This window comes from Bacillus sp. FSL R5-0443 (assembly GCF_038608285.1).
Classification (GTDB): domain Bacteria; phylum Bacillota; class Bacilli; order Bacillales; family Bacillaceae; genus Bacillus; species Bacillus velezensis.
Genome location: NZ_CP152013.1, coordinates 2,532,326 through 2,547,954, shown reverse-complemented (window position 1 = coordinate 2,547,954; position 15,629 = coordinate 2,532,326). Strand labels below are relative to the sequence as shown.

General features: G+C 51.0%; 1 protein-coding gene. It reads left to right on the top strand.

The window, feature by feature from the left end; all coding sequences use genetic code 11:
* Nucleotides 1–7: 7 nt before the first annotated feature.
* Nucleotides 8–15,625 carry an SDR family NAD(P)-dependent oxidoreductase gene (locus NYE28_RS12645; RefSeq protein ID WP_342490087.1) on the top strand — a complete coding sequence of 5,206 codons (15,618 nt, stop codon included), beginning with the start codon at nt 8–10 and terminating at the stop codon, nt 15,623–15,625.
* The last annotated feature ends 4 nt before the right edge of the window (nt 15,626–15,629 follow it).

Here is a 15,629-nt window from a genome sequence, read left to right as displayed (position 1 = left end):
TAAGGTTTTGGGTAAGGGAGACAAACAAAAAGACCGTACACAGTTATCCTTAAGAACAGAAATAAGCAATCAAATGAAAGAATTGAATCGGCTTTTGCTGCAAGTGCTGCGGGTGACGCTGCGTTCAATGGGTCTGACCGGCGAAGCGCCGGCGGCTTCCTGTCTGCCTTTATATGAACGCTGGCTGGAAGAAAGCATCCGTCTTTTAGACAGCGATTTTAAAAGCGGTGAAACGGCCGCGGTTTGGGAAGAGTGGCATAAGAAGAAAAACGAATGGCTGAAAGATCCGGATATGAAAGCGCAGGTTCTGCTGGCGGATACCGTCATTCAAGCTTTGCCTGACATTTTAACAGGCAAAATAAAAGCCACTGACGTGATGTTTCCCGATTCTTCAATGGAGCTTGTTGAAGGAATCTATAAGCATAACATTCTCGCTGATTATTACAACGATGTGCTGGCAAATGAAGCGTGTATGTATGTGGAAAATGTAATGAAAAACAATCCTGAAGCAAACATCCGTCTGCTGGAGATCGGAGCGGGCACCGGCGGAACGAGCAGCACACTGTTTAAAAAGCTCCGCCCCTATCAAAACCATATTCAGGAATACTGTTATACCGACTTGTCAAAAGCTTTTTTAATGCATGCCGAAAAGGAATACGGCGCGGACAATCCGTATTTGACGTATCAGCTGTTTAATGTGGAGCAGCCTGCGGCGGGCCAGGGATTACATCTGAGAACCTACGATATCGCTATTGCCGCAAACGTGCTGCATGCCACCAAAAATATCCGGAAAACCTTACGGACGGCAAAAGCCGTATTGAAAAAGGACGGTTTGCTGCTCGTTAATGAACTGGGCGGGCATACGCCGTTTACACATGTTACATTCGGCTTATTAGAGGGCTGGTGGCTGTACGAAGACGAGGCGCTGCGGATTCCGGGGTGTCCCGGTCTTTATCCGGAAACATGGAAATCCGTTTTAATGGCTGAAGGTTTTCATTCCATTCAATTTCCGGCTGAAAACGAACGTCTGCACACCCAGCAGATTATCACGGCGAAAAGCAACGGAGTCATCAGGCAGAGCAGGGAAGTTTACACCGCGCAAAAGCGCCAATCAAACGTACCGCAAACATCCTCTGATCGTCAGCTCCCCATCAAACAAGCGGGAGAGGGGCTTTCGGAAAAGACAGCGGCTTTTCTGATAAGGGCTGCGGCAAAAGTATTAAAAATGCCGGCAGAAGAGATAAATCCGCTGGCTCCTCTGGATGAATACGGCATTGACTCTATTCTGATCGTTCAGCTGACGAATGAGCTGCGGGATCTCGTCCCTGATATCAGCAGCACGCTGTTTTTTGAATACCGGACGATAGGAGAGCTTGCCGCATTCTTGGCTGAAACGAAGGAGCGCGAACTGCATGCGCAATTTTCTGAAGAAGTCCCTCATACTGAAGCGGCATCATCCGGCTCTTTGCTTGAAAAAAGCACAGAGTACCTGAAACAGATCGTCAGCGCCATCTTAAAGATGCCGATTGAGGACGTTCAAGCCCATACGCCCCTTGAAGAATACGGAATCGATTCCATCTTAATCGTACAGCTGACCAACCGCGTGCGGGAAGACGTCCCTGATATCAGCAGCACTTTGTTCTTCGAGTATCCGACAATCGGCGGATTAGCGGACTATCTCGTCAGCTCAAGACAGGAAGATATGGCTGGGATTTTCAAGACAAATAAAGAAGCCGAAAAGGCGCCGCACACTTTACAGAAAAAGCAAAGCCGTAAAAAAAGCGCCGGATTGACGAAGCGCCAAGCGGCATCTTTTTCTGAAAAAGCGCCGCCCGCTTCCGAACCGCCGTCAAAACACTTTGAATTGGCAATTGTCGGTCTTGCCGGACGGTATCCCGGAGCTGAAAATGTTAATGAGTTCTGGGAACGGTTAAAGACCGGTGAACACGGAATCACCGAAATTCCGAAAGACCGCTGGGATTGGCGGGACTACTATGATGAGACAAAAGGTAAGGAAGGCCGGATGTATACAAAGTGGGGCGGCTTTTTAACAGATATTGATAAATTTGATCCGCTGTTTTTTAAAATCTCCCCGAAAGAAGCGGAGCGCATGGACCCGCAGGAGAGACTGTTTCTGGAAACAGCTTATGCGGCCCTGGAGGATGCCGGATATACCCCTGATTCACTATGCGCCGGTAAAAAGGTTGGTGTCTTTGCGGGTGTTATGAACGGCAACTATCCGACAGGGGCCCACTACCACTTTATCCCGAACCGCGTATCCTATGTGTTTGATTTTCACGGTCCGAGCATCGCGGTCGATACCGCATGCTCCTCATCCTTAACCGCCATTCATCTCGCCGCAGAAAGCATCAGAACAGGTGCATCTGAATGCGCGATTGCCGGCGGCGTAAACCTGATTACAGATCCGGTTCATTATATCGGACTTTCTTCTATGAGAATGCTGTCACCGTCAAACGCGTGCAAAGCGTTCGGTGATAAGGCTGACGGGTTTGTTGACGGAGAGGGCGTCGGCTGTATCGTGTTAAAGCCGTTGAAAAAGGCTGTTGAAGATCATGATCATATATACGGTGTCATTAAAGGAAGCGCTCTGAACGCCGGCGGCAAAACGAACGGGTTCACCGTTCCGAATCCGAATGCACAAGGAGAAGTGATCGCAGACGCGATGGAGCGGGCAGGGATTGACCCGAGAGCGATCAGCTATCTGGAAGCCCACGGCACCGGCACTTCCTTGGGAGATCCGATTGAAATCGCAGGGTTAACCAAGGCTTTCCGCCGCTATACGGATGCAAAGCAATTTTGTTCCATCGGTTCTGTTAAATCCAATATCGGACACCTGGAAAGTGCGGCGGGCATTGCTGCGGTCACCAAAATTCTTCTTCAGATGAAACACAGATATCTGGTGCCGTCGCTGCATTCAAAGCAGCTGAACCCGGAAATTGATTTTGAAACTTCTCCTTTTATCGTGCAGCAGGAAACAGCGGAATGGAGACGGCCGGTCATAGAATCTGAAGGAGTAACACGAGAATATCCGAGAATCGCGGGTACATCTTCTTTCGGAGCGGGCGGTGCAAATGCCCACCTGCTGATAGAAGAGTATGAACCGGCTGAAATGACTTCGGCAGACACCGGCCGTCCGGCGCTTTTTGTTTTATCGGCAAAAGATAAAGACCGCTTGCGCGAGCGGGCTCTGTTGCTGTCGGATGCCGCCGGACACGGAACAATTACAGATGCGAATCTGCTTGACGCGGCATTTACCCTTCAAGTCGGCAGGGTCCCGATGGAAGAACGGCTGGCGATGACAGCGGACTCTGTTTCTGAATTGGAACAGAAGCTGATTGCTTTTCTGAATAATTCCGGTTCTGTAAGCGGGGTGTTTACGGGCCGGAGTGATAGTGCTGTCACGGAGACGGGAGGCACAGTCAGTGAATGGATGGAAAAACGTCAATTTGACAGTCTTTTGAATGCCTGGGTTCACGGGGCGCCCGTCGATTGGGCATCTTTATATAAAGGCGCGCTGCCGCATCGTATCAGTCTGCCGTCTTATCCATTTGCAAAAGAAAGCTACTGGATGAAGCGGGAAGAACCAAAAACAGGAACAACTGAATATGTGCATCCTTTCCTGCATGAAAATACGTCAACCTTGGCGGAGCAAAGCTATCATACATCTTTTACAGGCCGGGAACACGTTTTCCAGGATGTGAGCGGGGAGCGGGTTCTGTCGGCAGCCGTTTATTTAGAAATGGCGCTTGCGGCTTTTCATCATGCGGCAGACAGCTCTGAAGAAAAAGAGATATGGATCCGAACGGCGGCATGGACTGACCCGATTACCGGCGGACATCACGGCGCGGGCGTCAATCTCTCCCTTCTGTCTGAAGACGAGGAAGGCATCCATTATGAAATATACAGTGACGAAGAGAAGCTGCATCATTATGGAACCATCGGACAAGGGAACATACAGCCATCCCGCGTGCTTGATATTGCCTCCTTACAAAAAGACTGCCGCCCGCTGTCATTCGATTATGAAACACCAGGCACATCAGGTGTAACGATCAGTAAGGAGTTCCGCACCGTTGAAAAGCTTTATGCGGGAGAAAGTGCGGTTTGGGCGAAGCTTGCTCTCACAGATGAAAGCGGCCGTAATCCGGGATATCATCTGCCGCCGGAATTTCTGGACGCAGCTTTTCATGTCCTGGCAAAAACGGAGCCGTCAGTCCATATCGTGCCTGAAGCGGTTGAAGAACTGCGCGTCATGCGTCCGTGCTCATCCGGCATGTGGATGTATATGAATAAAAAGAATCAAACCGGCTGTGACATTCAATTTTGTGACGAAACCGGCACTGTCTGCGCAGAAATCAAAGGGATAAGAATGAGACAGCCGTCTCAGCAGGATCACGGGCAAGAGGAACAATCCGAGATGATGATATTTGAAGAAATGTGGACTCAGCAGCCTCTGAAGAAATCCATTCATGAAGAGCTGAAAACGGTCATCTGTTTTCTTACGGGAGAAGCTGCCAGAAAGCATGCTTATCAGTCTTTACAAACCCTTTATCCGGGAGCCGGCGTGTTTTTTATTTCACAGGGTGAGGAAACTCAAAAGCTTTCAAACACGCATTATCAAATTAAAATCACTGACGGACAAGCATATCAAGAAACGTTTCGGCATATTGAAACGGCTGCAGGCAAAGCGGATGCCGTTTTATATGGATGGCCGCTTGAAGATGAAAAGGCCGTGAAAGACTATTCCGTTCTGTATCATGTGATCCGCGCAGCTGCTTCTTTGCGTTCTAAACCGAGGCGGATCCTTCTTTCCGCTCAGTGCGGGAGCGATACCGATATCAGTTACGCCGAGTCATGGATCGGGCTGGAACGGTCGCTGAAACTGATCCTGCCGGAGACGGATACGGCCGCGGTTTATTTTGAACAAAAAGGACCGTTTGAAAAGCTGATCCATAACGTATGTGAAGAACTTCACAGCGACTCGTTCCGCAGTGTCATGTACAGTGGGGAGATCCGCCACGTCATGGAAATGAAGCAGACGGATATTGCCCCTGTTGAGAAGCGTGTGATAAAAAGCGGAAAAACGTACTTGATTACCGGCGGATGCGGGGGATTAGGCTTGTTATTTGCCGGATATTTCGCTGAAAAAGGACCGGTTACGCTCATTTTGACGGGGAGATCAGCGGCAGCCGGCCCGGTGCTGAACAAGATAAAGAGATTGGAAGAATCAGGCGCCAAGGTGTTTTACGTGCAGGCGGATGCCGCAGATCAGGCCCAGATGGAGAAAGGTTTGCAAGAAGTGAAAGAGAAAGGATGCGGGCCGATTCACGGTGTCATTCACGCTGCAGGTCTTCAAGGCACTGAAAGCATTCTGGAGAAAGATCTGCAAACCTTTCAGCAAGTCTTATCGCCAAAAGCGGACGGCACCGCGGTGTTAGATCAGGTTCTGTCACGGGAGCCGCTTGACTTCTTCTGTTGTTTCTCTTCTTCTTCAGCGATTTTAGGAGACTTCGGTTCTTGTGACTACGCGATGGGGAATCGCTTCCAAATGGCTTTTGTCCGTCACCGGGATAAACTTGTGAGCCTCGGGCTCAGAAGCGGCAAGTCACTTGCAATCAATTGGCCGCTTTGGAAAGAAGGGGGGATGCATGTCGGCACGGCGGAAAGCACCGATATGTATTTAAAATCAAGCGGACAGCGTTATTTATACACTGAGGAAGGACTCGAAGCTTTTGAAACATTGTTAGTCCAGCCGTCCAGCCAGTATCTCGTCCTGGCCGGTTTTCCGTCGAGGGCCAAACGCTTCCTGCAGATAGATCAAGGCGAACGGCCGATTTCGGGTTCTGTAAACAGGAACGTCCCGTTTTCAGGAAGGCGGAGTGAAATGAAAGGCTTTACACTGGAAGAATGCGTAAGCTGGGATGTGAAAGAACTGGCGGCGGGGCTTTTGAAAATAGACAAGAACAGACTGACGGACGCTGACAATCTGGCTGATTTCGGCTTTGATTCTATCAGTTTGGCGGAATTCGCCTCTTCTTTGTCCGCTCATTACGGAATTGAAGTGACACCGGCCCTGTTTTTCGGACATTCCACACTGGAGAAGGTCGTCCGCTATTTTCTGACGGAACACAAGTCCGTCATGGAGCATATCTATGAAGAAAAGAAACCTGAATCCGCAGATCAATCTGTCTTTGAAAAGTCAGGAACGGAAAAGCGAAAGAAGCAGAGGGGAAGAAATAAGCTGAACGCCGGAACCGATGGCAGTCAGGCAGCTGATTCCATTGCCATTATCGGCATGAGCGGCCGATTTCCTCAGGCGCGCACGGCGGACGAGCTGTGGGACATTCTGTTTCAGGAAAAGGACGTTGTCGCACCGGTCGCAAAAAAAGGCTTCACAAGTTCAAAATGGAAACTCGGCGCTGTACCGGGGGCGGACGAATTCGACCCTTTATTTTTTGAAATATCGCCGAGGGAAGCTGAAACGATGGATCCGAAACAGCGGCTGCTTCTTCAGGAAGCGTGGAGGGCCCTTGAGGACGCCGGCTACGGCGCCAGTCACATCAAGCAGCAGACGATCGGTATGTTTGTGGGGGCGGAAGAAGGAGATTATCACCTTTTAACACGGGACAAAGGCAATGTCACGTCTCATCATAACGGTATTTTGGCGGCGCGGCTGGCTTATCACTTGAATTTATCCGGTCCTGTGATGGCGATAAATACAGCATGTTCTTCGGGGCTCGTTTCTGTCCATCAGGCGGTATTAAGCCTGCAGAATAAAGAGTGCACAACAGCTGTTGCGGCCGGGGTGAATATCATGAATACCCCGGACTTTTTTGAAACGATAGATAAAGCCGGAATGCTGTCGGAAAACGGGACATGCTTCGCGTTTGATAAAAGGGCTGACGGCATGGTTCCGGGGGAAGCGGCCGCGGCGGTTGTTCTGAAGCCGCTGAGAGAGGCGGAAAAAGATGGTGATCCGATTTACGGGGTGATTCGGGCGAGCGGCATCAATTATGATGGGAAAACAAACGGAATTACCGCTCCGAGCGGCGTCGCGCAGACCCGGCTGCTTACTTCCGTTTATGACCGGGGGCGTATCAACCCTGAAGATATCGAATATATCGTCACACACGGCACGGGTACAAAACTCGGTGATCCGGTGGAAATTAACGCGCTTTATGACGCATTTTCTGCCTATACAAACGAAGAAGCTTTTTGCGCGCTCACATCAATTAAAACCAATATCGGCCACACGTTTGCCGCATCAGGCATTGTCAGTTTGATCGGTCTTTTACAGGCGTTCTCCCGTGAAATGATTCCCGCCAGTCTGCATTGCAGCGGGGAAAACCGCTATATCAACTGGGAGAAGAGTCCTTTTTATGTGAATAAAACGGCTAAAGCGTGGCCTTCTCTGCCGGGTAAAAACCGAATGGGGGCAGTCAGCGCATTCGGGATGAGCGGAACAAACGCCCATGTCGTTATGGAAAGCTATAAGCGCAGCGCTTCACCTCATCCGGATGCCCCTGCATATTTACTGACTTTGTCTGCAAAAACAAAGGAGGCCCTTCAGGAAAAAATCGAAGATATGATCACTTGGGCGGAAAATGGCGGACTGAAAGAAAATGATCTAGCCCAGCTCAGCTATACGTTGTTAAAAGGACGGCATCACTTTAACCATCGCACCGCCATCGTAGTGCAAGATGCTGATGACGCAGTGTATGTATGGAAGCAGGCAAAGCTTAATGAACATCATCCTTATGTGTTTTCGGGAAAAGTACCGCAGCACTTTGCAGGCCGTCAGCATATTCAGGAGCACATAATAGAAGTGCTCGGCAAGTGCAGCGCCTCATATTCTGACCATAGAAAGTATCAGGAGCTGTTATGCGTGCTGGCAGATTTTTATTGTCAAGGTTATGAAATCGAAGGGGACTTGCTTTATGGCGGACCTTTGCCGCGAATCGGCAATCTGCCGGGCTACCCGTTTGCCAGGCAGACGTATTGGGCGTCCGATCGTCTTCAGGGAGAGCTTGAAAGCCGGAATTCAGACGAACGTGAAAAGCTTCACCCGCTGCTCCACGCGAATACATCGACCTTGACCGCCCAGCGCTTTACTTCTGTTTTTTCAGGGCATGAACCGTTTTTTGCCGATCATATCGTCAATGGAAAACCGGTGCTTCCGGGCGCGGCTGCTTTAGAAATGGCCCGGGCCGCCGTTACGCTGGCTGCTGAAGACTTGCCCGGCGGGAAAACGGGTGTCAGGCTCAAACAGATCGTTTGGCTCCGTCCGGTGACGGCGCTTTCTGAAGGAGTGACGCTTCATGTAAAGCTTCAGCCGGAAGAAAACGGAGACATCGCTTTTGAAGCGTATGCCGAAGGAGAAGAGCCGCTTGTCTTTTTCCAGGGAAAGGCCGTGCTCGAAGAGACGGAACGTGCTCCTGTTCTCGATGTAGAAGCGGTTCAGGCGCGCTGCGGCGGCCGTCACTTGTCAAAGGCTGAGTGCTATGAAGCGTTCGACAGCTTCGGCATCACCTACGGACCGTCTCATCAGGCGCTTGACGCCGTCTATGCCGGAAACGGAGAAGTGCTCGCGAAGCTCACTCTTCCGCCGTCCGCCCGCGAGGAAAAGGAGCCGTTCATCCTGCATCCGAGCATGCTGGACGCCGCCCTTCAGGCTTCTATCGGTCTCGTGCTCTCAGACGGTTCCGCGTCCGGACGGCCGTTTCTGCCGTTTGCCCTCCAGGATATGCAGGTGTTTTCTGCGTGCCGGGAGACGATGTGGGCGGTGCTTTCCTCAGCGGACGGCGCCTATCATATTGAGCTGTGTGATGAAAACGGCGCGGTATGTGTCCGATTGACGGGGCTCACCGCCCGTTTTCTGGAAGAGGAAACGGAGGAAAAACCGCTCTTGCTTCAGCCAAAGTGGCAGGAATCACCACCGGATGAAGGCGGCGGACAAGAAGAGTCTTTCAGATACGTGACGCTGTATGGCGGAATGAACGCTGAGGACATAAGCGGCGGCGCCGTATGTGCGGCTGACGGCGAAGGTCCGATTGAAGACCGTTATGACGCCTGCGCGGCGGAGCTGTCAGCGATCGTCACGCGTCTTATCAAAGAAAAACAGAAGAAAAAAACGCTGATCCAGCTTCTTGTCCCCGACAGGGGGGAAGACAATGTATTGGCGGGGCTGGCCGCTTTTCTGAAAACGGCTCACCTTGAACATCCGAAGCTGTACGGCCAAGTCATCCAAGCTGATCCGGACGAGTCAGCCTCGGCGCTTCTTGCCAAGCTGAAAGAAAACCGGGCGCATCCTGAACAAGCGGAAATCCGTTATGAAGACGGCAAACGTCTCGTCAGAAACTGGCGTCATCTGCCGGCGCCTCAAAGCGGCGCCATTCCGTGGAAAGACGAAGGGGTCTACCTCCTCACAGGGGGAGCGGGCGGCATCGGCCTGATTTTCGCTGAAGAAATAGCCTCCCGCGTCAAAAACGCCGTCCTCGTATTAACAGGGAGGGCAGAAGTGCTTGATGAAGAGCGCTCCGCCCGCTTACGGCGCTTGGAAGCGTCGGGCGCCCGCGTATTGTATCAACCGGTTGACGTGACAGACAGGGCGGCGGTCATCGCCCTCGTCCGCGGCATACAGGAGGAGCACGGAACACTCGACGGGATCATTCACGGCGCAGGCGTGATCGCTGACAACTACATTCTGAACCAGACAGAAAACGAACGGAAGACCGTCATGGCGCCGAAAGTGAAAGGGCTTATCAATCTTGATGAAGCAGCGAAAGATGTGCGGCTGGACTTTTTTATTCTGTTTTCTTCCTTAGCGGGAGGCATGGGAAATCCGGGGCAGGCCGGTTATGCGGCAGCCAACGCATTTATGGATGTTTATGCAGCCCGCCGGAACCGTCTCGTGCGGGACAACAGGCGGAGCGGGCAGACTCTGTCTGTCAACTGGCCGCTTTGGGAAGAAGGCGGTATGCGTGTGGACAAAGAGACCGAACGGCTGATGTACGAACAGACCGGAATGAAAGCCATGCGATCGGCCTCAGGCATCCAAGCGCTTTACGCCGCTTTTGCCTCCGGAGAACACCAGGTCATGGTGGCAGAAGGCGACGAAAAACGGATCCGCAGCCATATTTTCGATCTGGGCGAAGAACAAAGCGCCGCCGGACAAGCTCCGGCAGTGGCAGATGCAAGAGATCTGAAAGATCAGGTTCAAGAGAAACTAAAGCGGCATGTATCAGATCTTTTAAAGGTAAGCATGAAAGATATTGAGGCTGACAGCGAACTGACGGAATACGGATTTGATTCGATCATCTTCACTGAATTTACAAATCTATTAAATCGGTCTTATCAGCTTGAGCTCAGCCCGACTATCTTCTTTGAATTTCCGACATTGCGCAAACTGAGCGGCCATTTGATATCTGAATGGAAAGAAGCATTCAGCGGCTTAGAAGGAGAGCGTTTAAAAACCGCTCCAAAAGCCGGAATAAGAAAAGCTGAAGCTCCGGCGGCCGTTCATGTCAAGCGGGAAACGCCCGTATCCGTAAAAGGAAAATCAGAAGAAAAAACCGAACCGATAGCCATTATCGGAATCAGCGGTATTTTTCCGCAAGCGAAAGACATAGATGAATTCTGGACACGTTTACAAAAAGGAGAGCATTGCATCACAGAAATTCCACGAGATCGCTGGGATTGGCGCGAATATTACGGCGATCCGGCAGCGGATGCAAATAAAACGTCAATTAAATGGGGCGGTTTCATAGATGGAATCGCCGGGTTTGACCCGCTGTTTTTCGGGATATCTCCGAAAGAAGCTGAAATGATGGATCCTCAGCAGCGTCTATTAATGATGTATGTGTGGAAAGCCATTGAAGACGCGGGGTACTCAGCAAAACGGATTGCCGGAACAAAAACCGGCATTTTCACCGGCACACTGGGAAGCGGATATCAAACTTTAATCAATAAGGCGGGTCTTCCTGTCGAGGGGTATACGATGACCGGAATCGTGCCGTCCGTCGGGCCGAACCGGATGAGTTATTTTCTTGATATCCACGGGCCGAGCGAGCCGGTAGAAACCGCTTGTTCAAGCTCTTTAGTCGCCATTCACCGCGCGGTAAAAGCCATTGAAACGGGAGATTGTGATATGGCGGTCGCAGGGGGCGTCAACACGATCGTCACGCCTGAAGGGCATATCGGTTTTCAAAAAGCAGGCATGCTCAGTGAAGACGGGCGCTGCAAAACATTTTCTGATCAGGCTGACGGTTATGTCAGAGGAGAGGGCGCCGGCATGATTGTCTTGAAAAAGCTTTCAGAGGCTGAGCGTGACAGGGATCACATCTACGGCCTCATCCGCGGTACAGCGGAAAATCACGGCGGACGCTCAGCGTCACTTACCGCGCCGAATCCGCAGGCTCAGACGGATGTGCTGAAAAGCGCTTATCAAGAAGCCGGTATTCACCCGTCAACCATCACTTATATAGAAGCGCACGGAACAGGAACGGCACTCGGCGATCCGATTGAGATCAATGCATTGAAAAAAGCTTTCCAAACAGACGGGGCGCCGGGCGGATATTGCGGGATAGGCTCAGTGAAGACAAATATCGGACATTTGGAGCTCGCAGCAGGTATTGCGGGCGTTATCAAAGTATTGATGCAGCTGAAACATCGGACGCTCGCCAAAAGTCTGCATTGCGAGAACATCAATCCCCATATCAAATTGAAGGACAGTCCGTTTTACATTGTGACAGAAACAAAGGAGTGGGAAGCGCTGCGTGATGAAAACGGCCGGGTCCTGCCCCGCCGGGCGGGTGTAAGCTCATTCGGTTTCGGAGGTGTCAATGCGCATATCGTTATTGAAGAATACATGGGCAGAAGTGAGACGGAACAGCAGGAAACCAGTGAGAAAGCGTCATCTCTTTTTGTTTTGTCAGCTAAAAATGAAGAGCGGCTGAAAGAAAGAGCGCGTCTCCTTCGAGATTTTATCCAGAACGGATCATCCCGCGATATCGATCTTGCAGATGCCGCATACACACTGCAGACCGGACGGGACGCGATGGAAGCGAGGCTGGGAATCATTGCAGGCTCCGCAGAGGAACTGACTGAAAAACTGAACGCGTTTCTGTTGGGAAAAAACAGCGAAGATATCATCAGCGGCCGTAAAAAACGCGAGAATAACACGATCTCCATGTTCTCAGACGATAAAGACGCGGCTGACCTCGTCAGCGCCTGGCTTGAGAAAAAGAAATACAGGAAAGTGCTGCGGCTCTGGGCAAACGGATTTGACACAGATTGGGAGCAGCTGTATACGGGCAGTAAGCCGCGCCGCATCAGCCTGCCCTCCTATCCGTTCAGAGCCGACCGCTATTGGGTGCCGAAACGGGAGCAGCTGCCGCTTTCGAATCAAAAAACAGTATTATTGCAAAAAACATGGGAACCGTGCGAGGCATTGTCTTCATCCGAGCCGTTCAACAACAAAATAGCGCTCATCGTCTCTGAAGATACAAAAGACCTTGCCGCCGAGGTGAAAAAACAGCTGAATGATGCTGACATTGTGCAGGAAAATCATCTCATCTCTTTCTTACAGGGTCCGAACGCGGCCATCTATTCCGGGTTTATTGACTTCACCGGCTGCGGCTCCCGACAAAAGCGGCAGGACATCAGCTGGGTGGCATCGCTGCAGCAGCTGATTGAATACGGCCGCGGACTAGAAAACATGAAAATGCTTTATCTTACAAAAGGGCTTGAAGCCTTCAAAAATAAGGCTGCCGTTATGCACGGTATTGAAAAAGCGGGGCTTTATCGCATGCTGCGGCATGAATACAGCCATATTCTCACCTGTCACGCCGATATTGATCCTGAAGAGCCGCTGGAGCAGACAGCTGCTTTTATTAAACAAGAAATTGAATCAGACTTAACGGAGTCTGCTGTTTGCTATAGGGACGGCATGCGCTTCAGCTATGTTCTTCGGCAGACTGATCAGATTGAACCAGAAGCTGTGCAAACAGACCGGGCTGCGTTTCCAAAAGACGCCGTCCTGATGATAACCGGAGGAACGCGCGGACTCGGCGCTTTATGCGCCAAGCATTTCGTTTCCGCATACGGTGTGAAGAAACTGCTTCTGACAGGCAGAAAGGAGCTGCCGCCGAAAACCGAGTGGGATCTTGAGCAAACAGACCCTGTCGTTTCGGAAAAAATACAGCTTATCCGGCAGCTGGAATCACAAGGTGTAAAAGTGTGCGTCTCAGCAGTTGATCTGACGGATAAGCAGGCCGTCGGACGGCTTATAAAAGAGGTAACCACAACGCTCGGACCTGTCGGAGGCATTCTGCATTGCGCGGGAATTGCGGACCGTGAAAACCCTGCTTTTCTCCGCAAATCCAAAGACAGTATCGCGCGGGTGCTCGCGCCGAAAGCAGACGGCCTTCACAGTCTGTATGAGAGTGTAAAGGATGATGCGCCGGCATTTTTCGTCCTGTTTTCATCTGTCTCAGCAGCCGTCCCGATTCTTGCGGCGGGACAGAGCGATTATGCGATGGCTAATTCTTACATGGACTATTTTGCAGAAAACAATGAGAGCGGCATCATTAGCATACAATGGCCGGCATGGGATGAGACGGGCATGAGCAGGGATATAAAAAGCGGGATTTATGAGCAAACGGGATTGCTGCGGCACTCTGACGCTGAAGGTCTCAAGATGCTTGATTACATTTTAAGAGAAAGACCCGGAGCTGTCGTGCTGCCGGCACAAGTGAAACATGATTGGGACGCCAAAGCGCTGGAAAATGCCAAGCCAGCCGCCCATAAAGGAATGAAAGCAGCTTCCAAACCTCCTGAAACAAAAAAACGGGACCATAACCGGACTGATATTCAATCTTGGCTAAGGTCGCTTTTGGCAAAAGAGCTGAGTATCGATGAAACGCATATGGATATCGATGTGCCTTTTCAGGAATACGGAATGGATTCTATCTTTCTGGCGCAAGTGCTGACAAAGATCGATCAAAAACTGCCGTCCGTTTCAATTGATCCGACTGTCCTTCTGGAACACCCTACCATAGAACAGCTCGCGGATTATTTAGCCGTACATTGTCCGGAAGCTTTTTCGGCAGATGCAGCAGTTCCCGCGGAGAAGGTCCCTTTGCAGAAGACGCCGAAACGGAGCAAAAAAAAGGCAGATAAGCCCGGGAAACGGGGAAAGGTTGCGATCATCGGCATGGCCTGCCATTTTCCGAAAGCGGGGGATATAAAAGAATTTTGGAAGAATCTCCGCAGCGGAACGGATGCCGTCACTGAAGTTCCGCCGGACAGATGGAACGCCGGGGAACACTATCAGCCGGGTGAATATCAAGAAGGAAAAAGCATCAGTAAATGGGGCGGTTTTATTCACGATATTGATCAATTTGACCCGGAGTATTTCAATATTTCAGAAACGCTGGCACCGATGATAGACCCGCTGCAAAGGCAGTGGCTCGAAGTGAGCGCGGAAGCTTTGGCCGATGCCGGTTATCAAAAAGAGGATCTCTGGGGCCGCCGTATCGGCGTTTTTGCCGGTGCAAGGGCAGGTGCGTTTCATCAGAAATTCCAATATTTGCAAAAAGATGCGATTATTGGCGCGGGGCAAAATTTTATTACCGCACACATGGCGCACATTTATAACTTTACAGGGCCCAACCTGGTCGTAGATACGGCCTGTTCCAGTTCGCTAACGGCAATTCATTTGGCCGTACAGGCCATTCAAAATGGAGAAGCGGAAGCGGCCTTTGCGGGCGGGGTTGACATTTTGCTTGATGAAAAACCTTTTCTCACAATGAGCGCGGCGAGAATCTTATCGCCAAATGGCCGTTCAAAATCTTTCGATGCCGATGCGGACGGAACAGGAATCGGAGAGGGCTGCGGAGTGCTGATGCTGAAGCCGCTTGAAAAAGCGATAGAAGACGAAGATAAAATATACGGCGTTATTGACGGCTCTGCGATTAATAATGACGGCAGCACAATGGGCGTGACGACGCCGAATCCCCGGGCGCAGCAGGACTTGATTGAGCAGGCGGTTCAATCAGCGGAAATCGAGCCGGACACCATGACATACGTAGAGACGCACGGAACCGGTACATTGATCGGCGACCCGATTGAACTAAAAGGATTAACCAATGTCTTGTCTGCTTATTCCGATGAAAAACAATTTTGCGGTGTAGGAAGCGTCAAAAGCAATATCGGCCACTTGCTGAGTGCGGCGGGCGCGGCGGGAATCATCAAAGTTTTGCTGGCGATTGCCAATGAAGAACTGCCGCCGACTTTGCATTGCCATAAACCGAATCCCCGCTTTCAATTTAATGATTCGCCGCTTTATCCTGTGCTTGAGCTGAAGCGGTGGGACGGAAAAAAAGAGATACTCAGGGCCGGGGTCAGCGCGTTCGGTTTGGGCGGGAATAATGCCCATATCATTGTCAGCAACGAAGGAATACCGAAAGAGCGAAAAGCGGCCATGGAACCGAAAGGCGGCCAGACAGTATACCGAAAACAGCGGTATTGGCCTGAAAAAGCACAGTTGCCCGAAGCGGAAGAAAATGAGGCGGGCACAGAAGCAATGTTTGAAATAAGCGAGGTGTGATAGA